20 protein-coding genes are annotated in these 23,487 nt (G+C 55.9%); 14 read left to right on the top strand and 6 right to left on the bottom strand.

Going from position 1 to position 23,487, the window contains the following annotated elements:
- Positions 1 to 8: 8 nt before the first annotated feature.
- The 9 genes from AC0KVN_RS01655 (at position 9) to AC0KVN_RS01695 (ending at position 14,272) form a co-directional block, all read left to right on the top strand.
- The gene (locus AC0KVN_RS01655; protein WP_483655408.1) at positions 9 to 10,016 is read left to right on the top strand and encodes a hypothetical protein; all 10,008 of its coding nucleotides are present in this window, start codon (positions 9 to 11) and stop codon (positions 10,014 to 10,016) included.
- Positions 10,017 to 10,021: 5 nt separating this feature from the next.
- Positions 10,022 to 10,162, top strand: a complete 141-nt coding sequence (locus AC0KVN_RS01660) for a hypothetical protein (protein WP_483655409.1) — start codon at positions 10,022 to 10,024, stop codon at positions 10,160 to 10,162.
- Positions 10,155 to 10,742 (top strand): hypothetical protein, encoded by a 588-nt coding sequence (locus AC0KVN_RS01665; protein WP_483655410.1) that lies wholly within the window; start codon positions 10,155 to 10,157, stop codon positions 10,740 to 10,742. The genes AC0KVN_RS01660 and AC0KVN_RS01665 overlap by 8 nt, the downstream gene beginning before the upstream one ends.
- 33 nt (positions 10,743 to 10,775) lie before the next feature.
- Positions 10,776 to 12,392, top strand: a complete 1,617-nt coding sequence (locus tag AC0KVN_RS01670) for a gp53-like domain-containing protein (protein WP_483655411.1) — start codon at positions 10,776 to 10,778, stop codon at positions 12,390 to 12,392.
- A 17-nt stretch (positions 12,393 to 12,409) separates the two neighbouring features.
- Complete coding sequence (locus AC0KVN_RS01675) at positions 12,410 to 12,817, top strand: tail fiber assembly protein (RefSeq protein WP_483655412.1); 408 nt, start codon at positions 12,410 to 12,412, stop codon at positions 12,815 to 12,817.
- Between the two features lie 77 nt (positions 12,818 to 12,894).
- Complete coding sequence (locus AC0KVN_RS01680; RefSeq protein WP_483655413.1) at positions 12,895 to 13,290, top strand: hypothetical protein; 396 nt, start codon at positions 12,895 to 12,897, stop codon at positions 13,288 to 13,290.
- Positions 13,287 to 13,595 carry a hypothetical protein gene (locus AC0KVN_RS01685; protein ID WP_483655414.1) on the top strand — a complete coding sequence of 103 codons (309 nt, stop codon included), beginning with the start codon at positions 13,287 to 13,289 and terminating at the stop codon, positions 13,593 to 13,595. Before AC0KVN_RS01680 ends, AC0KVN_RS01685 begins: the two co-directional genes overlap by 4 nt.
- A gap of 47 nt (positions 13,596 to 13,642) precedes the next feature.
- Positions 13,643 to 13,765 carry a hypothetical protein gene (locus AC0KVN_RS01690; protein WP_483655415.1) on the top strand — a complete coding sequence of 41 codons (123 nt, stop codon included), beginning with the start codon at positions 13,643 to 13,645 and terminating at the stop codon, positions 13,763 to 13,765.
- A 48-nt stretch (positions 13,766 to 13,813) separates the two neighbouring features.
- Positions 13,814 to 14,272 carry a hypothetical protein gene (locus AC0KVN_RS01695; protein WP_483655416.1) on the top strand — a complete coding sequence of 153 codons (459 nt, stop codon included), beginning with the start codon at positions 13,814 to 13,816 and terminating at the stop codon, positions 14,270 to 14,272.
- Here the strand turns inward: AC0KVN_RS01695 and AC0KVN_RS01700 are convergent.
- The 5 genes from AC0KVN_RS01700 to AC0KVN_RS01720 all read right to left on the bottom strand — a co-directional run bounded on the left by AC0KVN_RS01700 (position 14,254) and on the right by AC0KVN_RS01720 (position 16,401).
- Positions 14,254 to 14,505, bottom strand: a complete 252-nt coding sequence (locus AC0KVN_RS01700; protein WP_483655417.1) for a hypothetical protein — start codon at positions 14,503 to 14,505, stop codon at positions 14,254 to 14,256. The genes AC0KVN_RS01695 and AC0KVN_RS01700 overlap by 19 nt on opposite strands.
- Complete coding sequence (locus AC0KVN_RS01705) at positions 14,502 to 15,020, bottom strand: macro domain-containing protein (RefSeq protein ID WP_483655418.1); 519 nt, start codon at positions 15,018 to 15,020, stop codon at positions 14,502 to 14,504. Before AC0KVN_RS01705 ends, AC0KVN_RS01700 begins: the two co-directional genes overlap by 4 nt.
- Positions 15,021 to 15,064: 44 nt before the next feature.
- Complete coding sequence (locus tag AC0KVN_RS01710; RefSeq protein ID WP_483655419.1) at positions 15,065 to 15,328, bottom strand: hypothetical protein; 264 nt, start codon at positions 15,326 to 15,328, stop codon at positions 15,065 to 15,067.
- Positions 15,329 to 15,442: 114 nt separating this feature from the next.
- Positions 15,443 to 15,952 (bottom strand): hypothetical protein, encoded by a 510-nt coding sequence (locus AC0KVN_RS01715; protein WP_483655420.1) that lies wholly within the window; start codon positions 15,950 to 15,952, stop codon positions 15,443 to 15,445.
- A gap of 92 nt (positions 15,953 to 16,044) precedes the next feature.
- Positions 16,045 to 16,401: a hypothetical protein gene (locus AC0KVN_RS01720; protein ID WP_483655421.1), complete on the bottom strand. Its 357-nt coding sequence runs from the start codon at positions 16,399 to 16,401 to the stop codon at positions 16,045 to 16,047.
- A 283-nt stretch (positions 16,402 to 16,684) separates the two neighbouring features.
- Between AC0KVN_RS01720 and AC0KVN_RS01725 the strand changes: the two genes are divergently transcribed.
- The 3 genes from AC0KVN_RS01725 to AC0KVN_RS01735 are packed head-to-tail and all read left to right on the top strand — an operon-like array spanning position 16,685 to position 20,116.
- The gene (locus tag AC0KVN_RS01725) at positions 16,685 to 17,749 is read left to right on the top strand and encodes an NUDIX domain-containing protein (protein ID WP_483655422.1); all 1,065 of its coding nucleotides are present in this window, start codon (positions 16,685 to 16,687) and stop codon (positions 17,747 to 17,749) included.
- A gap of 31 nt (positions 17,750 to 17,780) precedes the next feature.
- Entirely contained in the window at positions 17,781 to 18,782 is a 1,002-nt protein-coding gene (locus AC0KVN_RS01730) for a GIY-YIG nuclease family protein (RefSeq protein ID WP_483655423.1), read from the top strand.
- A gap of 26 nt (positions 18,783 to 18,808) precedes the next feature.
- A complete protein-coding gene (locus tag AC0KVN_RS01735) occupies positions 18,809 to 20,116 on the top strand; it encodes a nicotinate phosphoribosyltransferase (protein WP_483655424.1) in 1,308 nt (435 codons plus the stop codon).
- On the opposite strand, the gene AC0KVN_RS01740 is transcribed toward AC0KVN_RS01735, so the two are convergent.
- Positions 20,106 to 21,002 carry a hypothetical protein gene (locus tag AC0KVN_RS01740; protein WP_483655425.1) on the bottom strand — a complete coding sequence of 299 codons (897 nt, stop codon included), beginning with the start codon at positions 21,000 to 21,002 and terminating at the stop codon, positions 20,106 to 20,108. The genes AC0KVN_RS01735 and AC0KVN_RS01740 overlap by 11 nt on opposite strands.
- Before the next feature lie 62 nt (positions 21,003 to 21,064).
- Between AC0KVN_RS01740 and pncA the strand changes: the two genes are divergently transcribed.
- Together pncA and AC0KVN_RS01750 are read left to right on the top strand one after the other, a co-directional pair.
- Complete coding sequence (gene pncA, locus AC0KVN_RS01745; protein WP_483655426.1) at positions 21,065 to 21,679, top strand: bifunctional nicotinamidase/pyrazinamidase; 615 nt, start codon at positions 21,065 to 21,067, stop codon at positions 21,677 to 21,679.
- A 35-nt stretch (positions 21,680 to 21,714) separates the two neighbouring features.
- The gene (locus AC0KVN_RS01750; protein WP_483655427.1) at positions 21,715 to 23,457 is read left to right on the top strand and encodes an NAD+ synthase; all 1,743 of its coding nucleotides are present in this window, start codon (positions 21,715 to 21,717) and stop codon (positions 23,455 to 23,457) included.
- Positions 23,458 to 23,487: the final 30 nt, after the last annotated feature.

The raw sequence follows: 23,487 nt of genomic DNA on the forward strand, positions 1-23,487 counted from the left end.
GGGTTTCAATGAGCAAGCGTCGTAACATCTCCCTCCTCAACTCTGTCTATCGGACGGAAGCACTTGATCGGTTTTTCAACGTAACGGTCGATCAAGTCTTCCAGCCGGGCAAGGCTGACGCAATTAGCGGTTTTATCGGGCGCAAGCCGTCCTATTTCGACGCCAGCAAAGACTTCTACAAGACCGAACCCACCACCGCGCGCGCGAACCGCCAGTTGGAAGCCGCCATGGTCAGCACCGATGCTGATGGAGCACCTGAGCGCGTTCTGTTCTTCGAGGATTTTGTCAATCAGATGCGCGCTGCCGGTGCGCCGGTTGGCCAGATCGACAAGATGATTGCATCGGGAACCTACGGATGGGCACCCCCGATCGATCTCGATAAATTGCTCAACTTCCAATATTATTACTGGGTCGATGATGCACATGATGCCATGCGTGCCGCATCCCCTGTCGTAACCCACAAGGGTAATGGCTCCAACATGGTCTTCACCATGCCTGCCGCCGTTCCAGCTTATGCCGGGCAACCCGACTTGGTTGCCGTCTGGATCAACAACATCCGGACCAATGCATTCACCGTCGTTGGGTCGCAGGTCGTCATGAACACGCCCCCGGCCAACAACGCGTCGGTTCGCATCATGCGCTACGCCGATCTCGTGAATACTCTCAGTGGTATGACCCATGCCCCATTGCCCAATGATACGTCAGTCATGCTCACAAGCGGTATGCGCCTGAATATCGTTGATGCTGTGCGCGACAGTTCCACCATTTTCTTTGCGGAAGGTATTGGCCAGAGCATCGAACTGGTCGAAGATATCGAGGACTATGCGGGCGATCGCCCCTATGTCGTGATCGATCGCCGTTCGCGTGATCGCAACATCTGGTCGCGGCGCAATCGCTGGATTCATCGCAGCGCTATCGCGGCCAACAGCGCGATCCAGCCGGAATTTCAGGCAACCAGACCGATCATCGAGTTCTGCAACAACATTCTTCTGCACAATTACGGCACCTATCGCGTCGCTGACATCGACTGCGTGATGAGCGCAGAGGCAACCCGTGCAGCGACCGAGGACCTCCCGGCATCGAAGATCACGGTTGCCGATATCAACGGCCTCCCGATCGGCAGCGTTTCGGTCGACGATGGCCACACGCTGGTGCCGGGTGATCGCCTGCTCGCACGCCAGATGGTGAATGACTGGACGCCCAAGACCCATTACGCCCAAAACAGCCTGATCATCTATGATGGACAGACATACCGGGCACGGGTCGATCACATCAGCGGATCGACATTCACGATTGCAAAGTGGAAGAACGATCCGGTTTCGTTCGTAAACAATCAGGTCTACACGATCGAAGAAGTGGTCGATGGCAACGTTGCAGTCTACGGCCTCCTGCTTGAATCTGGTGTGGCCAGTGGTGCAGTCGTTCGCTCGCGCGTCACTGACAGCGAATATTGGTATGATGGTGAAATCTGGCGTGTTGCTCAGGCCTACTCGTCAGCGCCGCTGTTCGCGGTTTTCGACGGCGATGGTGTCAGCTTCGATGACACGTCCAAATACCCCGGCTCAGATTTTTCCGGCAGCCGCATCTTCGGCTATGCGGTCGGCACTGGTAGCGAGGACACCTATATTGGTCAGCCACTCAAGCACAACGAATATGGGCAGATCATTTTCGAAAATGACTTCCAGACGCGCGTCTACAGTGATCATGCAGGGACGATCGATGATGCCCGTTTCTATGCGATCGTTGGTGCGGATGGAACCAACCAGTTGGAAAACGCGTGGCATTTCAACAATGCGGGCATTGGTCAGATCGTCGAGGATGGCGTTCCCGTTCCCTTCAACCTTCAGGCCAATCCCGACAATGAAGAACCCGCCTTCATTTCCCGGAACCAGTGGTTCAATCACTTCATGTCGATCCTGTCCGGGCAGGATGATTTCGATGGTGCAGCCTACGCCATAAACAACTGGCGCGACACTGCGCGTGATCTGGGGATTGGGTCAAATATCGTCCAGCACGAAGCAAGCCTTCTGCGCCCGATGCTGCTCGCCAGTGATCCCAATTTCTCGCTGCTGACCGCGATCCGTTATGTCGAGCGCGAATACACGTCGTTCAAGCGGAAATATCTCCAACGCTTCACCGACCTGTTTGCAAGCGGCAGCATCAATGCCCATTCCGATGCCACCCTGTGGCCTCAGATGGTGCTGGCCAGCCTCTCGGCGACGAAAACGAGCGAATTCGCCTTTGCCCAGTCATCGCTGGCTGGAGGCCAGTATTTCATCCCTGCGACGCCTGCTGCCATGGGTATTTTCGCGGCAACCAAGCCCGAAATGTTCATCGATGACAGCATCGGTGATGGGAGTTTCATTCGCGGCCACGACGGTAGCATCACACCCGCCTTCGGCGACACGCGCGACGCTATGCTGCTCAGCCTTGAGAACATGATCTATGAAAGCCTGCCAGCCGGTTTCAAGGGTGATGCGGTCCCGGCGTTTTCGCTCGATGCGATCGTCGATGGCTTTTTCGCCACCGATGATGGCTTCAGTGCTGATGATCTTGGTGCAATCATGGGGCCGCTGTTCGAGCGCTGGTGCCAGACAGGCTCGCGCGACTATCGCGCCAACCCCCTCTATTCCACGAGCGACCCATTCACTTGGAACTACAGCAGCATCGAAGACGGCAATGGTCGGCCGTTTGCGGGTAACTGGCGCGGCATCTATCGCCATGTTCTTGGCACCGATCGCCCTCATGTTGCTCCTTGGGAAATGCTGGGCTTTGCGTCACAGCCTTCGTGGTGGGTTTCGCACTATGGCCCGGCACCCTACACGTCCGGTAACCTCCAGATGTGGGAAGACATTGAAGCCGGACGCATCGCCGCCGGGGCGCGCGCAGGTATCTCTTCGCGGCATGCCCGGCCGGGTCTGCTCCTCCGAAAGGACAGCACCGGCAAAGTCACGACCACTGGCTTCCTGCCCGTGGACGATACTGGCGACCTGCTCGATCCGATTGCTGCCAAAATTGTCCCCACTCGGCCCGGTTTCCGTGATGCATCAGCCGAGTGGAAATTTGGCGATTTCAGTCCCGTCGAGCGCGAATGGACCAATAGCTCCGCCTATGGGTTTGCAGCCGCGATGGCGTGCTATCTGCTCAAGCCTGCCCTGTTTACCGAACGTTGCTGGGATACGCAGAACACAAAGATCGGTCCGAATGGCCAGAGCCTTCTGATTGCGACCGGACGTCGCCCCCGCATTGGTGAAACTGTTGTGCATGGTGAGCGCATCAATGGGGTGCTGATCGAGCGCTCCGGTTTGCAGCAGTGGATTTCCGATTACATGGTGTCGCGCGCGCAGAACCCATCCATCCTTGGTGATGCCCTGCGCCGCACGGGCGTTCGCCTTGCGCATAAAGTCGCCGGTTTCACGACCAGCGAAAACATGCGGGTCTCCTCCGAAAATGGCGGATTGATCCCTCAGGAAGACATTCGGATCGTGCTTCACCAGTCGCCTTCCGTGCGGGAGGATTTCTACAGCGGCGTCCTCATTGAATGGACTGGTAATGGCTATCGTGTCATCGGTTATGATCCGACCAACCCGTCGTTCACCATCAAGGCCATTGAGGAGTTTGGTCCAAAGATCAAGCTCAACCGTGCGGCTGATGAGCGTCCTCTCAATCCGTGGCGCGCCAACACCTATTACGCAAATGGCGTGACCATTTTCTATGGTGATGCGGCATATGTCTGCACCAAGGGTCACACCAGTGCGGCAGAATTCGAGGCTGGTTATTGGGCCATCAACACGCTTGTTCGCCCATCCGACCTTACCGGCCTGTTCCGCTACTCGCGCTATGCCGACCATGAGGAGATCATCCCGTATGGCACGGTGCTGGACACCCAGCAGGACGTCATCAATTTCCTCATGGGTCATGGCGCTTATCAGGAAAGCCGTGGTTGGAAGTTCAGCGCGGTCGATCCTGAAACCCTGCTGCCGATCGACTGGAGCACCGCAGTCGATACCTTCGTGCAATGGGCACAGATCGCATGGGAACCGGGTAATTTCCTGACCATGTCACCGGCCGCGAACAAGGTTTCGTATGAGACTGAGTTCGGCATGATCTTGAACGTAGAGCAGGAGGTCAACGGCTCCTACGGCATTATCAACCGAACCGGTTTCCCGATCCCGCGCAAGGAAAGCGTTGTCGACCGCAAGGATGGTCTGATCGAAATCACTGCCGAGGATCATGATATCTATGGCGCGCGCGTGTGCGTCGCCGAAGTCGAGCATGCGCTCATTTTCTCGAACAAGACCATCTTCGACAACATCATCTACGAGCCGCTTTACAACCTGCGTCAACCGCGTCTGAAGATCAGCGCGCAGCGTGCAGCATCGTGGGCCGGTCGGTTTGAAGCGCAGGGCTATATCATCATCAACGGCGAAATCCGTCCATCGTTTGACAAGGCGGCGGATGATATTCGCTACATGTTCGATATCGAGAACGCGTCGAACCCGGTTCTGCGTGATCATGCGCGCCATGTGATCGGCTATCAGTCGCGCGACTATCTGTCCGATCTTGGAATGTCGGAGACCCAGCAGTTCGAATTTTACCAAGGCATGATCCAGAACAAGGGCAGCGTCGGCGCTTTTGATAAGCTCCTGCGTTCCGATGTGATCGGCCGTAATCGCGATCTGCGCTTCCTTGAGGAATGGGCCATCCGCCTTGGTAATTACGGCGCTCGCGACGCGCGCGAACGTTGGGAGTTCACCCTCGATAAAAGCGAAATCCGGAACCAGCCGCAATATGTCGGCATCCGTCCTTCGGCCGCGAACAAGACGCGGCAGGACTGGGTCCAGTTTGCATCGGATGACGGCCGTTGGGTAGACTATCCGACGAGCAAAACACCCGACACGCTAGCATTTGAAACCAGCTACGCCATATCGAGCGAGGCACTACCCACCGCCGGTTATGTGCGGCGCAATGAGACCACCATCGCGGCATTCGATTACGAGGCGCTTGGTGCGACTATTGCGGCGGGCACTATCCTGTCGCCGTCAAACACGGTCTGGCTCTATAACACTGGCGCGGGCGACTGGGACGTCTTCAAGGTTACCAGCCTGTTCGTATCCGACGACGATAACGGCATCGTCCTGATCGAGACGCCGGAAACCAATTTGGACGTGGTCGGTGCGCGGATCACAATGGCGAACAAGACCCTCCTCGCCGCCGGGGATGTCGGGCGCTATGTCTACGTCGCTGGCGAAACCTTGTCCAACCCGTCCATCACCGGGGTTCACGCAATCACGGCTGTCGATCCCGATGGCATGTGGTTCGAGATCGACGCCGATCTGGTCGATGGTTTTGAATATCTCGAAGACGCTCTTGGTCCCAAGGTGTTCATTCTGCGTAGCGTGCGCTTCGCCACCACGATTGAGCGCAGCGATGAGAGTGCAAGCCTTTTCTGGTCCAATGGCGATCTGAGCTATATGGACAACCTTCAGAGCGGCAAATGGGCGGTCCAGCGCTTCGTGGACAATGCGTGGGTCACCGTTCGCCAGCAGGGCGTTCGGGTGGCAACGGATCGCGTAGCGTCGGCACTGCTGTATAACCTCAACACCAAAATTGCATCGGGTGATATCCGCCCCCAGCCTCTGGTCCTCGACAAAATCAACATCATCGATCCCGCCGTAGGCATGATTGCTGGTGCGGCCGATCGCGAGATCGACTTCAAGCTGGAATATGACCCTGCCGTTTACGGGACGGAGCATAGCAACCAGCATTGGGGATTGAGCGAAGTTGGTCGCCTGTGGTGGGATTTGTCGGCTGTTCGTTTCCTCGAAGCCTATACCGATGATCTCGCAGGGTCACCGACCTCCGCGCGCGTATTGGCGGAACTGGACTACCGTATCAACAACTGGGGGCGCATCGCACCCGGTTCGCGCGTCAACATCTATGAGTGGGTGCGCAGCGAATACACACCCGCCGACTGGATGGATATCGCCGAAGATGACACCACAGGTGCCTATTCGGGCTTCGTATATGGCGGCGTTGATGCTCCATATGTGACGGTCGCCGAATTCGATAGTGCCCGCAACACCACGCGCCCCGTATACTATTTCTGGGTAGGCAATCGCACGATTGTGCCGATCATGGAGGACCGCAATCTTTCGGCCAAGGCTTGTGCTGATCTGATCGGTAGCGTCACTGCGTCCGACATTCCGTGGCTCTCGCCGATCAGCGCGACGGGTCTGATCGTCGGCGGCCTCGATGCTTATCTGGAAAACGACAACACCGTTCTTCAGATGGAACTCAAGACCATCAGCTATGATGGGCCGGTGCATACCGAATGGGCGCTTGTTCGCCCCGAGGATGAAACATCGCTCCCGCCTTTGCAGATTTGGAACAAGCTGCGCGATAGCCTTGTCGGCTTCGACGACAATCTTCAGGCGCTGCCCGATCCGGCGTTGCATCAGGCAACCGCCGTCGGCGCTCTGCTTCGCCCCCGGCAGAATATGTTTGATCGTCGTGATGGCGATATCCGTCGTGGCATCATGGACGGCCGCCGGTCGTTCATCGAGATGCTGAACTACATCCTTGCCCGGAAGAATCTTAGCGAAAACCAGCAGCTCGCCATCAACAGCCTGATGCAGGAAACCACAGCGGTCAATGCGCTCAGTTGGGTTCAGCCTGATAAGCGCCGTTGGGTAGAAACCCTGCCCCCCTCGTCGGAATATGACCATGTCGTCTACAGCAGTGATGATCGTGATGCATTCCTGACCAGCAAGGTCTATGGAAAGTTCATCCAGCCTGCTCCGTGGGACAAGGCCGGATGGGAATTGCGCCCGTGGGATGCCGATTTCAACGTCGGCCCGCGCGTGCTGCTCAACTCTCTGTCAGAAAGCCGCCCGCAGTGGAGCGTCTGGCAGGTCGACTTGTCATCCATGCCGGATAATGAGACGTTCGCCAACCTTGAGAGTAACCTCAACCAGTATCTGGTTCCGGCCAAGAAATATGACTACATCGTGGACAGCATCGCGGCCCGTGATGCCCTGCCTGATCTCGTCAACGATGACCGCGTGATGGTCTATGATGCGTCGACGAACGATTTCTGGACGGTCTGGCGCTATCAGGAAGCAGCCACCGAAGGTTATGACGCCGGGTTCACTCTCGTGAATGCCCAGACCTATCGCACCAGCGACTTTGTCGAAGCAGTCGATTGGTATGCCGAAGGCTATCTGTCGACCAAGGCACCGGTCGTGCGCTATGCAACCATTGCCGATCGTAATGCCGGTGAGGGCACGGTTCCAGCCAGCACATTTGTCCGCGTAGATGACGACGGCAACGGTGCATGGGTGTGGACGGCATTCACTCCCAATGACGTCAACGATAGCAGCGCAGGCGGCTATTGGAGCGTGGTGGCGCGCGAAAATGGCACGATCCAGTTGAGCACCAATTTCTACGACTACAACCGCTCGGTTTATGGTTGGGCTGATGGTGATTACGCGTTCGACATGTCGAAGGTCGCAACCCGCGATGGGTCATTCGAATTGCGCATATTGTTCGATCTCCTTTGGGACACCGGACTGATCACCGATCTTGAAGTGAATGAACTGTTCTTCTCGATGCTGCATTTCATCCACAGCCAGCAGGATCAGGTGGATTGGGCGTTCAAAACCTCGTTCCTGTCCGTGGTGGGCTATAATGAACCGCTGCGCGCGCTGCCGCTGGCAACTCCCGATACCACCGAGACGCTGATCAGCTATCTCGACGAGGTGAAGCCGTATCGTGTCAAAACCCGCGAGTTCATTCGGGGTCTCACCACAGACATTGATGAGGTTCACGGTGTCGCGGTCGACTTTGACAAGCCGCGTTATTTCGATCCGAAGCTTGGTGGATATCGCCCCCTCGACATCAACGATCCTGCCGATCGCGAAATCCTCGCAACCGGTCCGTGGGCGGAGTGGTTCGCCGATCCGACCAGCGACAATGTCCGTAACCTCGACATCGAACTCTATTTCGATCGCATCTGGCCGACGGTCATTGAAGAGGAGGAAACCCCTGAGGCCCCTGTGGACGAAGAGGTTATCATCCCTATGTCGGTGTCGAGCGATGCACCCAGTTCCGGTGCAGCCCAGTATATCGAGGACTATTACGCGCCCCAAGGTTCGATGAAGGAAAAGAACCTTGAGGTCCTGATGAACCTCGGTTTCAAGGGCACTGTAATCGATGGTCGCCGTGTCGTCGACGGCGTAGCCGTGGAGCAGGATGTCCGCATTGTGGGCACCCGCCGCGAAAACGCCGACGTCGCGATCAACGCAATCGGTGATCGCAAATATGGGTTCAATTTCCATGATCCCTACCTTGCGGCTGGTCGACCCGAAGAACTCGCTATTTTCCGCTCGCGCGACGACCTGATCGTGCAGATTGAGGAAATCTGGACCGAAGGCGCACCCAAGCAGTTGGTTCTGGCGCTCGATGTCAGCACGGTGACTGCGGCCACCACGACGATCGATTTCGATTTCCTGCCGAGCAGCCGCGACAGTGTTGCAGTGTTCCGTGATGGCCTGCGCGCGCGCATGGATGTCGATTATGTGATCGATCAGGTGGCCCACACAGTCACGATCCAACTGGTCAAAGCCGATGCATCCCGCGCGTCCAGCGTTTCGCTGCACATGTTTGGGCATGCCGCCACCGGTGCGATCATTGCACAGCGCTCGTTTGTCGCTGACGGCACATCGGCGACGTTTGCTATGCCGGGCATCGGCGGGGCTAAAATCCTCGTAGAGCGCGATGGCGTGATTGCCGACAACAGCGTCTCGGCGCAGACCTCCTCCAGCGTCAGCCTCAATGCTACGCCCTCGGCCGGGACCAATCTGATCCTTACCGCGATTGATAGCGACGGCGAGCGCGTTGGCCCTCATTATGCCGAACTGGCGTATAATGCGGGGAAGACTTGGGTCATTGCCGACACCAGTCCGATTGCTGTTGCGCGGACGATCGTCGAGCGCAACGGCATTCGCCTGATGCCGCCACGCATCTATTACGGCAAGCTGACGAGCACGCAGCGCTCGATCGCCTGCGAAGATATACCAGCGTCACCCACCTCGACACAGGTTTGGGTAGATGGCGTGCTTTCGCCGTCGGCTCTCACGATTGTCGATGGCGTTGCGACAGCCAACAACCCCTCTCTCGTCAGCGATGATGTCATGATCATCGTGCGCAGCAGCGCGGACGAATATGATGTGGTGAATGGCACTCTCAGCATCGCGACCATGGTCGACACCGACATCGTGACCTGCACCACATTCCAGCATAGCGATGTGATGGAGTTCAAAACCGAACTGTTCAATGGCAACGCCGACAGCACTTATTTTGTCGACATGCCGTTTGATCAGAACAGCGTTTGGGTGACGTTGAACGGCCGCAAGGCTATCCCCAGCATCGACTATTGGGTCGAATATGCGATCGACGCATATGACCGCTACGGTTATGACATGATCCGCTATGACGCGCTTGAGCCCAAGCTCAAATTCGTTTTCTACGCGACCCATTCAGAGAGCGATCGTATCGTGTTCACCGGCGCACATGGCGTCAAGGCGACCGAACCGCGTCTGTTGCAGATGGCCACGCGCGCAGCAAATTCAGAGCGGATCATCGACAATGTCCTCAATCCTGCGGCGTGGGAATTTTCCATCCTCGACCATGAACGTCGTGGTGGCGTGCTCTCACAGCGTCTGGATGAAACCGCAACCCAGATCACCATCACGGTCAACCCTTCCGCGTTGCCGGAAGAAATGATCGACGTCGATCCGTTCACCATCCCTGATCCTCAGGTCAATACGCCGGGAATCATATGGATCAATAACGAACGGATCGAATATTATGGGTTCGCAAGATCAGGCAACACGGTGACTTTGACGTCGCTGCGTCGCGGCACCAAGCGGACAGTTACCAAGCCGTATCACTCGGCCGGTTCTGCCGTATACAACGCAATCTTGCACCAGCATGATTTTAGCAAGGTGATTTAATAAATATGAAGAATGATAACGACGCCGACGATGTCGGCGTCTTTATAGCGACTGACCATATCTTGATTGAAGACGCCGATACCGGGGAGATCATTTTAAGCAAGAGTGGATTTCATGAAGATAATTTGAGGTTGGAAAATGATTGATAAAGGTTCCCTACGCGCATTCGGCTATGTTCAGGTCGAGGACGCCGATACCGGAGAGGTGCTGCTGTCCAATTACAATGCGCTTCACCCGGAAAACCTCAGCGTGGCCGTTTGTAATTCCCTCACCAACCGGGGAATAGGCAATATCCATTCTATGGTGTTCGGTAATGGAGCTAGCACAATCTCAGGCACGGGCGCGATCACCTATTTCCCTGCGAACTCGATCGGTATCGACGCACAACTTTATCATCAGACATATTCGAAGGTGATCGATGATGGCTCGCCGCAGAACACCGACCCGAGCCTGAATTACCTGACGGTCACGCATGTGCAGAACATGACCTATGCCGACATCACTGCGCGCTGCCGCCTAGAGCGCGGCGAGCCCTCCGGTCAGGAAGCGTTCGATGATGCCACTGATACCGAAAGCACTTTCACGTTCGACGAGATCGGACTGAAGACCTATGATGCAGACCCGGACCTTGCACGCCTGATCGGCCACATCGTCTTCAACCCGATCCAGAAGTCGCTCAACCGAGCTTTGAACGTCTCCTACACGGTTCGCATCTACTTTTCCTGATAAATAAAGAAAACCGAGGGTGACAGAGAAGCGATGCCTTATACTTTGAACAAATCGGACGGGACGCAACTTCTCGTCCTTGCCGACCAGACTGCCAATACGAGTGCAACATCGCTGACCCTCATCGGTCGCGGCCTGCTCAACTACGGCAAGTATGAGGCAGAGAACCTTATCAAGATGCTGGAGAACTTCGCGCGCTCCACTCCCCCGTCGAACCCCCTGCCCGGCCAGTTCTGGTATGACACCAGTTCGCCGAAGAAAATGAAGGTTTGGGACGGCTCGGCATGGCGTCGCATCATGATGGGCACCGATGACAGCAATGTCGTTCCGGGTCTGACCTTTGGTGCAGGCCTGACAGTCTCTGGTGGCAACACCGTAACGGCCAATATGCTTTCGGTTGCGGGTCGCACCGGCGCGGTTGTTCTGGGCGTTTCCGACGTTGCCGGTGCCGCTCCGATCGCCTCCCCCGATTTTACCGGTGCGCCCAAGGTTCCCACCGCCGCTACCGGCACGAACACCACGCAGGCCGCCAGCACGGCATTCGTCCGCAATCAGATCGAAGCGAGCGCAACCAACAATATCCTGAGCACCGGCATCAGCGATGGCCTGACGGTATCGTCCAACGTCGTTAAGGTGCTGAGCGCCAGTGCTGCTCGCATCGCAGTCAGCGCTTCGGGCGTTGATATCGCAGCAACCTATGCTGGTCAGACCTCGATCGTCACGCTCGGCACCGTTGCAACCGGAACGTGGAACGCCACCGAAATCAGCGTGGCGAAGGGCGGCACTGGCGCAACGACCAAGGATCAGGCCCTCACCAACCTTGGCGCACTCAAATTCAATGCCGTGGCCAACAGCCTTGCGACGGTTGGCACTGGTATCATTGTCAACAATGCCGGGGCCACTCTTGCTCGTAAGATCGTCAGCGGCTCGCCTGAGAAGCTTTCGGTCACCAACCCCGACGGCACCACCGGCGACATCACGATCGCGCTCATCGGCACGGAAAACACCGGTCCGATCCCGATTGAGGGCGGCGGCACCGGCAAGGTCACCAAGGCAGAAGCATTCAATGCACTCAGCCCGGCGACGACGGCAGGTGACATGATCTACCTCAACAATGCGGGAACCCATTCTCGTCTTGCCGGTCAAAGTGGCCCTGCTCCCTATTATCTGGAAAGCGGCTCGAACAGCCCTATCCCGCGCTGGACCAACAACGTGAACGCAACGACACTCGGCGGTGAAAACCTCGCCTACGTCCTGTCGCGCGGCAGCCACACTGGGGAGAACAACGCGGACAAGCTGGCAGGCCAGCTTCCGGCCTATTATCTCGACTACGCCAATTTCACCGGCGCTCCGCCCACGACCTTCATCAACACCAGCACGCAGTTTGCTGAAGCGGGTTGGATTGTGTTCCGTGGCGGCTTCCAGATGGTGTGGGCAAAGGTGAGCCCGCCGCGCAATGCGCTGACCACCTTCAATTTCCCGCTCGCTTTCCCGAACGCATGCTTCGGTGCCACAGTGTCAGCGGGCGTGACGATCGGCGACGCCAAGGACAATGCCCCCTATGTTACCAACGTGAACAAGGAACAGCTTGTCATTTACAGTGCGCTCGATGTCACGGGCACCTGCTATTACCTCGCCTACGGTTACTGATTTTAAGGGGAAATTTGATGAAGAGATATTTCAGCCCGTCGACCAAGGGTTTCTACATTTCGGACGTCCACGGCATCAAAGGTGCCGCTGGCGCATACACGCCGAGCGACGCGATCGAGATCACAGAGGCTCAGCACACGACCCTCGTGAATGCCAATTGTACTGGTCAGGAAATTGTCGTCGATAGCGGCAAAGTGATCGCGCGTGAGATCGTTCTCACGCTTGACGAAAAGCTGGCGATCGTGCGCATCACGCGCGACAATCTGCTGGCGGCTTCGGACTGGACGCAGTATCCGGACTCTCCGCTCAGTGATGAGAAGAAGGCCGAATGGAGCACCTATCGTCAGGCGCTGCGCGATTTTCCCGGCACGCTGGGGGCCGATTTTGTCGTGAATGATCTGGTTTGGCCTGCAACGCCTGAATAACGGTTGCTTTCTCATAATAAGTGGTATAGGCATCCGGAAGTGATTTCGGATGCCTTTCTTTTTGGGAGTTCAACGTAATGGAAATCGGCCTCATTCCTGACCAAGTGGTCTCCCGCCAAAAGGAAATTGCGCGCGAGGTCGTCAAGGAGACATGGTTGTCGGGCCATGTTGACTTCTGGCACAAAAACGAGAGCAACTTCGGCCAGAGTTTCGTCGCGATCCCCCACATCAATAGTGCGGCCTATGACAGCCAATATGCAGAACATATTTGTTGGCTCCCCAAGTCGGCCTTCGCCGGTAATTCCGAACCTCATAAAGAATATGTCGCTCTGGCCGAAGCTCGCGCGAACCTGATTTCGGCCGCACCTGAAATGGCGCGCGTGTTGTCCGGCCTTCTGGATCATCTCCAAGAGCATGACGCCGACGCGTATCAGGCGGCGCGGCAGGCATTGACCAAGGCGGGGGTTCTGTGAGGCAGCAACATCTCTCCTCGCTGTATCGCAATCGTCACCCTGTTCGCGATATCGCTCTGCGCACACTGCGGTCACCGGAGCGCGCTCAGTTTCTCCGTGACATCGCCGCTGGCAAGATCACTGCGGATGAGGCGACCACTCAGCATCCCCATTATGGCGCGCTGGCGGGTCAGGCTCTCATTCGCTTCTACAGCAGCTACAAGCGCCGGAAGCCGTGGTTCGGCGTCTTCGTCCTAGCCAAGGGCAAGCAGGTGCTGGAAGAGATGGACCTGATGGAAAGCTATGTCTATCTGATGGGAAGGTGAAGGAACGACTATGCGGAAGGAAACAACGATCGCGGGCGACCTATGAGTTGATCGCCGTTCAGGTTGCTCTGCGGTTGGGTCAGGGTTGGGTGGTGACGATCGTCGATCCGTTCAAGGCAATCTGCCACTGGACGATGGAAGCGGCAACGGCGGAGCAGGAATCCTCCTGAACTCCGCCATGTAAACATTTGATATCACGCTATTTGATAGGAGCACATATGGACAGGGTTTTGATTTCCATTCGTGGCGCACCGGCGGCCTCTTCGCTGGCCGATTTCTTCGCTTTCCATGTCTCGGACGAAGGCGACCAGCGCATTCACCGTGTGGCATGCGCGCTCGAAACGCGTTTCAAACTTGCCGAGCAGAACCAATCCATGATCGCCCTTGTCATGGCCGAGGGTTCTATCGAAGGCAAGGCTTCCGTTTTCGGAGATACCCACTTCGCCAAATCGTTCGTCGCCGCTGCGGTCGCGAAAAAGATACAGGATTACGCCACTGAACTGGTGGAAAAAGCAGGAAAAACCAATCCCGATCTTTTCTGCCAACTCATCACGGAATTCTGCCAAGACGAAATCCTTTGGGTCGATAGCATCACCGGCCGTGATGTTTATCGCGACATCATTTTCTCGGCCAAGCGCGATGACCAAGAGCGGAATTATCAGTCGTCCAGTTCGTAATCGACGACGATCCGATAACCGGTGGGGCGAAGGCCATACAGACTTTCGCGCCACCCGGCCGCCTCCAGCATGTCGATGACGACCCAATATGGCATGGGGCGATCATGCATACCTTCGCGTAACTCGATATTTTTCATGGCAGCAAAACGCCGTGGCGTGACGTAGATCGTATCTTCTTCGACTACGCACGCCCCGATGCCCTGCTCATATTGCCTGCCGCTCTTGTAGGTCATTCGAACTCAGGCACTGTCCCATCAGGCAGTCGGCCATCGTAGAGATATACGATGGGCTGGAAGGAAGTGGATTCCTCTTCGATGATCCGGCTCACGATTTCCCAATCACCATTGGCAAGGCCGCAGCCGATGAGCGGAAAGGCTACGCGCTCGATCTTGGTTTCACCGATGGGAACCTCGCCCATGATCATATCGATCTCAGCGACTGCCCGCCGGATCGCGTCATAGCTCGCGTAGAGCACTGACTTGTCGCGGCCGTAAAATTCCTGCGTGATCGCGTTGATGATGAAGCCCGACCCGTAATCGAACTCAACGTCGACCCAGATGAGTTGCCCCAGATTGAGGAGACCACCTTGCTCTTCATATTTTGCTCGATATTCGGTGAATACTTGCGGGAAACGATCACGAATTTCTTTGGCGATTCCAGATCGCATAACACCTTGTGCATTACATCCTTGGACGATCAAGGTTTCTCCATTGTCGAGGATGTTGCCGCTCTTGTAGATGATTTTCATTCCAGCATCGCCTGTTTAATTTTGTTCATGGTGTTTCGGGCAAATTATGCCTGCTCCATGCGACCATTGAGACCACCTTGCATGGACCAACGCTTCATCCGATCATCGCTCCCAAGAGCATCAGGATGAGCGTGCAGCGCGAGAAACAGTCCATAGCGGCCGATGTTATCGATCTCGGTCTCCATGCTATTTTGAATAGCCTCGAACAACTCGCCTTTTATCAAAGCCTGTCCGCTGCTGCCGGGTATCCACCCTTTCAGGAGATAATCCACCAGACTGTCGCCAAGGACCGTCGGCTTGGAGAACAAGCTCCGATATCCTTCGATGATCGTATCGGGCGTAATGTCGTCAGGTCGTAAAAGAGACATACATAGTCCTGCCATCAATTGTTGGGCCAGACGATCGTCTGGCCCAAAGTAAAATCAAATCCGGACGTCGATACCCAGTTCGACAAGCTGACGCAAACTATCTTCGACCGAGGTGTGGAGAACAAACACCCCACCTCGGCCTTCCCATAGGTGCCGCCACTTAATGAAGTCATCCACAAGGATGTCACCGGGCTTGCGCATGTAGAGAGACTTGTCTCGCGACGGGCAAGTGATCAGGCGCGCGCCGGGGAAGTGCATATCATACCACCGGTATTTCTGCGGCGAGGCCCAGTTTCCAGCGGGAACACCAGACAGGAACACGGGCGACAGATGCTTGACCGAATTGTAGAGCTTCATCGCATCCTGCATCAGCGGCAGGCTGCCGAAGAAATCCTCGTGATCCTCGATCAGCTTCCAGAATGCTTTCGAGCCGTATTTCTCTTCATACAGATGGCCCAACATACCGGTCATCTCGATGATGCGAGCGTCAAAGTCGGCATAAACGCCATCTGAGTCAAAGAAAAGTTGGGGAGGCTGATCCTTCACCCATTCTGCATAATTCAAATAATATCTCCTCAAATCCCGGTCAGGATAGAGAAGTGAATTCTCGAAAGTCGATTTAAAAAGGCCCCGGAGTTTCCTCCGGAGCCCTTTCATTAGGATTGCGATCGGATGTAGTCTTCAAGTTCTTCGGGAGAACCCTCGAACGCAGCTACCTTCTTCACCACCTCAGCGAGGTGGTCCGTTCCATGAGCCCTCCATATTCGACCATTGCTGATCATATGAAGGATCATTTCCAGCGTGAGTTCTTCCGGGTCCCAATCTTCCAGACCGTTGCAGGAGCAATGGCTGTCCGCGACATAGTAGAACCTGCCCTCATGATAGTAGATCACATAGGCATAGCCCGTGTAATCGGCATATTCATAATAGGCCTGTATCACCACGCCATCGAATGACGAGATACCGAAATCATTCAGAATGTCCTCACGACAGTCCCAGTCACCATAATACATAACATTTCTCCACTTGCATGACAGGCAAGTGGTTCGGTCAGCACTAATGACCTGTTCACCCTACGGAGGCCGCACATCACGATGCAATATTAATCGCACCAAGATAGGCGAAAAATAATTTCCGAAACTTATTGACCCCACATGATGCACAAGCCTAAATAGAGACAACGCAGCGGATGGACCGTTGCAATATAGCTTTCAGGGGTTCTGAGAGATGCGATCGCAGCCAAGTGGTGCCAAACGGCGCTACACTCTTGGCGTATTTGTCATGCGGGGTCAGCCCGTGACGGATGCGCACACATACAATGTCAGAGAGGGCCTGCGCGTCGCAGATGAAGTCCTCGTTTGCTGGGGGTCGCACAACGCGGCCCGCCGCCATGACCTCCTCCCATTCACCACCGACGAACGGACGCAGATGCTGCGTCTGGCGCTGACGGCTGAAGAAAATCGGCGCGTGCATGTCGTGGGGATCGAGGATCAGGGCAACACGCCTGCGTGGGCCAGCCTCGTTCGGGCAGCGGCAAATACCATCGAGCCCGACAATAACAAGATCACGCTTGTCGGCCACGGCAAGGATTCGTCGTCCTTCTATTTGAAGGCGTTCCCCGGTTGGACGTCGACCAACACCGAAAATTACGGGGAGAACCTGTCCGCCACCGATGTGCGGAAAATGTTCTTCAATCCCGAATTCAAGATCGAGCAACTGCGCGCGTTCAATGGTATTTCGCCGGAAGTGCGCGACTGGCTCGTCGACTTCACGAAAACCGGTATATATACCCATCTCGTCGAAGAAGCAGTAAAGTGCCAGCGCGATCGCGAGGCTTTCGGTCGTTTCGACCCAGAAGCACAGAAATGGGTCTACGGCCCGTTCGTCGCCGCCGACTTTATCTGCATCCATGGCGACTCCGTCCTGTTGATCGAACGTGGTGGCCATCCGTTCAAGGGCTGTTTGGCTGTCCCCGGTGGGTTCGTTCATAACGACGAAGATGTCGTCGAGGCGGCGTTGCGCGAAGGTCCCAAGGAAGAGACCGAAATGAAGGTCCCGGAAATCGTCCTTCGCAAGTCCTACATTCGGACCGACTGGTATGCGGACCCGCTCCGCGATCCGCGTGGTCGCGTCTATGGCGTGGCATCGCTCTTCCACCTCAACCCGACGCCACCTGCGAACATGATCGACCCCAAAGAGATCATGAAGTTCCTCATGCCGCCGAAGGTCAAGGGTTGCGACGACGCGCGTTGGGCCGGTTTCAAACCGATCCAGTGGGTCCGCGAGAACCGCCATTTGATGGCGTTCGACCATTTCCGCATGATCATGCGCGCTCTGGATCACCTCCCCGATCAGCGCTAAAGCCGACAACGATTTGAATGAGATAGTAGAAATGCCAAACATGCTCATGACCATAAATAATCCCTTTTCAGGGGAATATTTCTTGGAGCGTTTTCATTTCATTTATCTCACCACAAACATCGTCAATGGCAAAATATATGTTGGACAACACACCACTTCCATCATCGAAGATGGCTATATTGGAAGTGGACGAAGGCTTATAAAGGCGATCAAGAAGCATGGGCGGTCCAATTTCGTCAGAGACATCATTTGCTTCTGCGATAGTCATGAAGAGCTTTCTGCATTGGAGCGCGAGATAGTAAATGCCGAGTTTGTTCAACGCAAAGATACATATAATATTGCGATAGGAGGAGATGGCGGTTTCTCGCATGGCGATGCATCTCGTGAATTGATCGGAGATGCTAGTCGGGCAATGTGGGCCAGTTGGTCAGAAGAAGAGAAAGCGGCTATTTTTGAACGAACCAAGGCGACCAAAGCAGATTTTTCGGAGAGGGACCGCGCAAGTATTTCTGCCAAATTGTCAGTAGCCAAAACTAGATGGTGGGAATCACGAACCGAACACGTCGAACAAACGCGGGAAAAAATTAAGAATGTAATTGGAAAGTGGTGGGCGGATGACCCAGACGGATCAAAGCGGAAGAAACTTAGTGAACGTAATTTTCGGTGGTGGTCCGAGACGTCAACAGACGTAATTGGCGAACGAAACAAAAAAATATCGCTCTTCTGGCAAAATATGTCAGTCGAGGATATTTCGGAGATCACAGCTAGGCGGCGTGCATCTATCGAAGCATGGAGCGATGAACGTCGTAAAGAACATAAGAAGAAATTGAGCGACGCCAACCGCGAGCATCGCCTAGCCAGTTCCCCGGTCCATAATTTCGAAAATATATTCACTGGAGAGGTTTTTTCTGGCACCCGCCACGATTTCATAGTCCACACTGGCCTTAAAATGGTGCAGGTCACAACTATCATTTACAAAGAAGCGAAAAAGCCACGTCATGGCTGGAAATTGATGAAGGATGATTTGATATGAGAGATTTTGCAAGACGCGCCTACGATATGTCGTGGCATATTGACCCGATCGTGCGGTCGCTGGCTGACATCGACTTCTACAAGCTCAGCATGGGTCAGTTGATCTGGGAGCGCCACTTCAACGACATCGTGACTTTCTCGATCACCAATCGCACCGCCGACGTTCGTCTGGCCGATCTGATCGATGAAGCTGAACTGCGCGAGCAACTGGACTATGTCCGGACCCTGCGCTTCGAGAAGAGCCTGCTGATCTGGCTTCGCGGCCAGACGTTCTACGGCCGCGATGATTTCTTCAAGAAGGGCTATCTCGACAGCCTCAAGGCATATCGTCTCCCGGAATACGATCTGAACTTCAATCGCATTTCCGGCCAGATCGAATTCAAGGTCACCGGCCGGTGGTGGGAAGTGTCGCCGTGGGAAACCATTGTGATGGTCATCATCAACACGATGCGGGTGCGCGCGCTGCTCAAGACGATGAGCAAGAGCCAACTCGACATCACCTATGCGCGCGCCAAGGTGAAACTCTATGCCAAGCTGGAAAAGCTGGCGGCGATCCCCGATCTCAAGATCACCGATTTCGGCACGCGCCGCCGCCATGACTATCTGTGGCAGCAATATGCGGTCGAGACTGCGGCGGAAGTTCTGGGTACGCGTTTCGGCGGCACGTCGAACGTCGAACTGGCCTATCGTCTGGGCCTCGAAGCCACCGGCACGAATGCACACGAGCTTCCGATGTCGCTCGCGGCGATCGCGGGCAGCGACGATGCGGCGGTCAAGCAGTCGCAGTATCAGGTGCTGAAGGAATGGCAGTCGGAATATCGCGACAACATGCTGATCTTCCTGCCCGACACGTTCGGCACCACGCAGTTCCTCGAAGGCGCGCCGGAATGGCTGTCGCACTGGAAGGGTGCGCGCGTCGATTCCAAGGACCCCATCGAAGCGGGGAATGAACTGATCCGGTTCTGGGAAAAGCGCACGCTCGATCCCAAGAACAAGATCATCATTTTCGCCGACGGGCTCGATGTGTCGATCGACGGCTACAAGCAGAACGGTCATGACATCGCGGCGATCCATGACTATTTCCGCGATCGCGTCGACGTCCGTTTCGGCTGGGGCACCAACCTGACCAATGATTTCATGGGCTGCGTTCCCGGCGATCCGACTTACCTCAAGCCGATTTCGCTGGTCTGCAAGGTCAAGGATGCCAACGGTCATCCGGCCGTAAAATTGTCGGATGTGAAGAGCAAAGCCACCGGCCCTGTCGAAGAAGTCGCTCGCTACCGCCGCATATTCGGTGACGCTGGTATGATCGAAGGCAAGCCGCCTACCGTGTAACCAGCCGACCGCTTTTTACCCATTTACGTATCGTGGTCGGATCAACGCCAAAATGGGCGGCACAATCGGCGTAAGTCTCGAACCGTAAATTTTCGAACTCGATTACACTCCACCCCCGACGCTTAACGAGGCTCTCTATATGCTTTCTCCTATGAGCCTCCTGAGCGTCGGGATTAGACAGGAATTTCTGATGACCAGCGCGCATAGCGTCGACCACATTCTCCCAATTGGCTTGCGATTTGGCGGATTTGGCTTTGCGCGCCTCTGGTGTGCGGGCTTTCTCAGTTCGCTTTTGAACGAAGGCCGGGTTTCCACCGACGTAACGCATCCGCTCTTTCTGGGCGATGACTTGGTCAGGTCGCTCCCAGCGACGTTTCCGGCCTTCCGAATTGCGAGCAATGAAATCAGGATCAGACCGATTTCTCTGAGACAAATCGTTTTTGCGACGGTCGATTTCATGGTCGGTAAGTTCAAGCGGCTTTCCTGCTTTAGCGGAGGATATTTTACGTTTAGTTTCTACGCTATGCCACGGTTCTTTGGTCGACTTTCGAGTTTTCACAATCTTGCGGGTTCTTTCCGGATCGTTGGTGAAATCTTTTCGACCATAGATTGCACGGTTAAGCCATCTAGGGTCGGAAACTACTTTCATACGATGAAGAACGGTTTGTTCCCATCGGAACGCGGCATCGCCGTCGATGAAGGTTCTTCTCACCTGAACGACATCGGGCTCCCCATGTTCTGCTCTGAAACGATGAACGGCAGCACTCGACGTAAAATAAGTGACCCACAGGTTCGATGGGTGAGCCTTTCGTCCCTTTCGACGAAACTCAACTCCGTAATACCAAACGTTGAGGTATGACCAACCGATTAGATAGACATAAGGCATTATATTCCATAGCCTTATTTATGATAACTTTATAAAGTCAACCGGATTTTAGAGGAACTACGATGGATATCCAACCCAATGATGCCCTGCTCATCATCGACCCGCAGAATGATTTCTGCCCCGGTGGCGCACTCGCGGTCAACGAAGGTGACGCGATCATGAAGGGCATCGCGGAATTCGCGAAAGACTTCAAACATGTCGTCATCTCGCAGGACTGGCACCCGGCCGATCACGCATCGTTCGCCAGCACGCAGGGGGTCGAGCCCTTCGAGGTCAAGACGATGTTCTACGGCGAGCAAACCATGTGGCCCGACCACTGTGTTGCGGGAACGCCGGGGGCAGATTTCCATCCCGACGTCATGCCTGCGGTGAACGCGGCGTCGCTCATCATTCGCAAGGGGATGAACCGCTTCGTCGACAGCTACAGCGCATTCTATGAGAATGACCGCGAGACGTCGACCGGGCTTCGTGGTTTCCTCTACGACAAGAAGATCAAGCGCATCTTCATCGTGGGGCTGGCCTATGATTTCTGCGTCGCTTTTTCGGCGCTGGATGCAATCCAGCACACCAATATGGACGTGATCGTGGTGAAAAATATGACTCGCGCGATCAACCTCAATGGTTCGGCCGCCGAGCAAAGCCGAATAATGGAGCTTGCGGGCGTCCAGATCGTCTGATACCACCAATTATTATTTGAATAGGAACATTTGATATGAAAGTTCTCGTCGCACAATTGAACCCCGTCGTGGGTGATCTCGACGGCAATGCCGACAAGATCATCAAGGCATATGATGCTGGCGTCCTCGAAGGCGTCGATGTCGTGGTGCTGCCCGAGTGCATGCTGACCGGCTATCCGCTGGAAGACCTCGTCATGCGGCCGACCTTCCTCAACGCCGTCACCGAGCGCGTCGCGCGTATCTGGGACCATGTCACGGCCAACCATCTCGTCGCCGGTCCCACGCTGATCTTCGGCGCGCCGACCCGCGCAGGCAATCCCACCGGCCCCAAGGTCGGCGTCGCCCGCAACAGTGCCTTCGTCATGAACGGCGCGCTGCGTCACGAGCGCAAGATCGACAAGGTCGAACTCCCCAACTATGGCGTGTTCGATGAACTGCGCACGTTCCAGATGGCGCAGTCGGCCGGTGCCCCGATCGTCGTCCAGACCGCCGATGGTCCGGTGAATATCGGCGTCATGATCTGCGAAGATTGCTGGCACCCGCGCGTGTCGCAGGAACTGGTGGCGCAGGGCGCGGAATTCCTCATCGCGATCAACGGCTCGCCCTACGAGATCGGCAAGAATGCCGTTCGCCACGAGGTGATCAAGCAGCGGATCGAGGAAACGGGTAAGCCCTTCCTTTACGTCAATATGGTCGGCGGTCAAGACGAACTGGTCTTCGACGGCGGCTCGTTCGCCTATGACGGTGAATTCTACGCCGCTCCGTTCTTCGAGGAAACGCAGTTCGTCTGGGATTTCGACGTCCCCCAACGGGTCACTGTGGATGACTATCCGGTGGTCACGCCATCGAGCGTCGGCAGCATCTATCGCGCGACGGTCCTGAGCCTGCGTGACTATATGGGTAAGCAGGGCTTCAAGCGCGTCACGCTGGGTATGTCGGGCGGCGTCGACAGTGGCATCGTCGCGGCGATCGCCTGTGACGCCATCGGCCCGGAGAATGTCGATCTGGTGCGTCTGCCGTCGAAGTTTTCGTCGGATCACTCGCTGAGCGACGCTGAGGAGGCCGCTGAGCGCCTTGGTGCACCGATCCGCACGATCCCCATCGAAGGCGTCGTGGAGGCTCTGCGGATGGCCTACAGCCAGCAGCAGCGTCATTACAACGGTGCGCCCGAAATTCTCGAACTCAAGGGCATCGCGGACGAGAATATTCAGGCCCGCGCGCGCGGCAACATCCTGATGTCAATTTCCAATCAGGAAGGCCAGTTGCTGCTCAGCACCGGCAACCGGACAGAAACCTCGGTCGGTTATTCGACCCTCTATGGCGACATGTCGGGTGGCTTCAACCCGATCAAGGACTGCTACAAGACCACGGTCTGGGACATGTGCCGCTGGCGCAATAACCAGACGCAGATCGAACTGCTCCAGATGGGCTTCCTCGGCCGGGCGGTCGAAGTGGTTCCCGAAGCGATCATCAGCAAGCCGCCGAGCGCGGAACTGCGGCCGGACCAGAAGGATTCCGACAGCCTGCCGCCCTACCCGGTGCTGGACGATATCCTCAAGCTGATGCTGGAATATGAACTGAGCAACAGCGAGATCGTCGCCTATCGCAACAACGATCACGACACGCCCCATGACATTGAAGTCGTGAAGCGGGTCCGTGGGCTGGTCGACCGCGCCGAATACAAGCGCCGTCAGGCCTGCCCCGGCACCAAGATCACCAACAACAGCTTCGGTCGTGACCGTCGCTATCCGATCGTGAACCGCTACGGCGGCGAATGATACACAGGGAGGGGGTCTGACGACCTCCTC

Source organism: Sphingobium sp. SG1 (assembly GCF_057063145.1).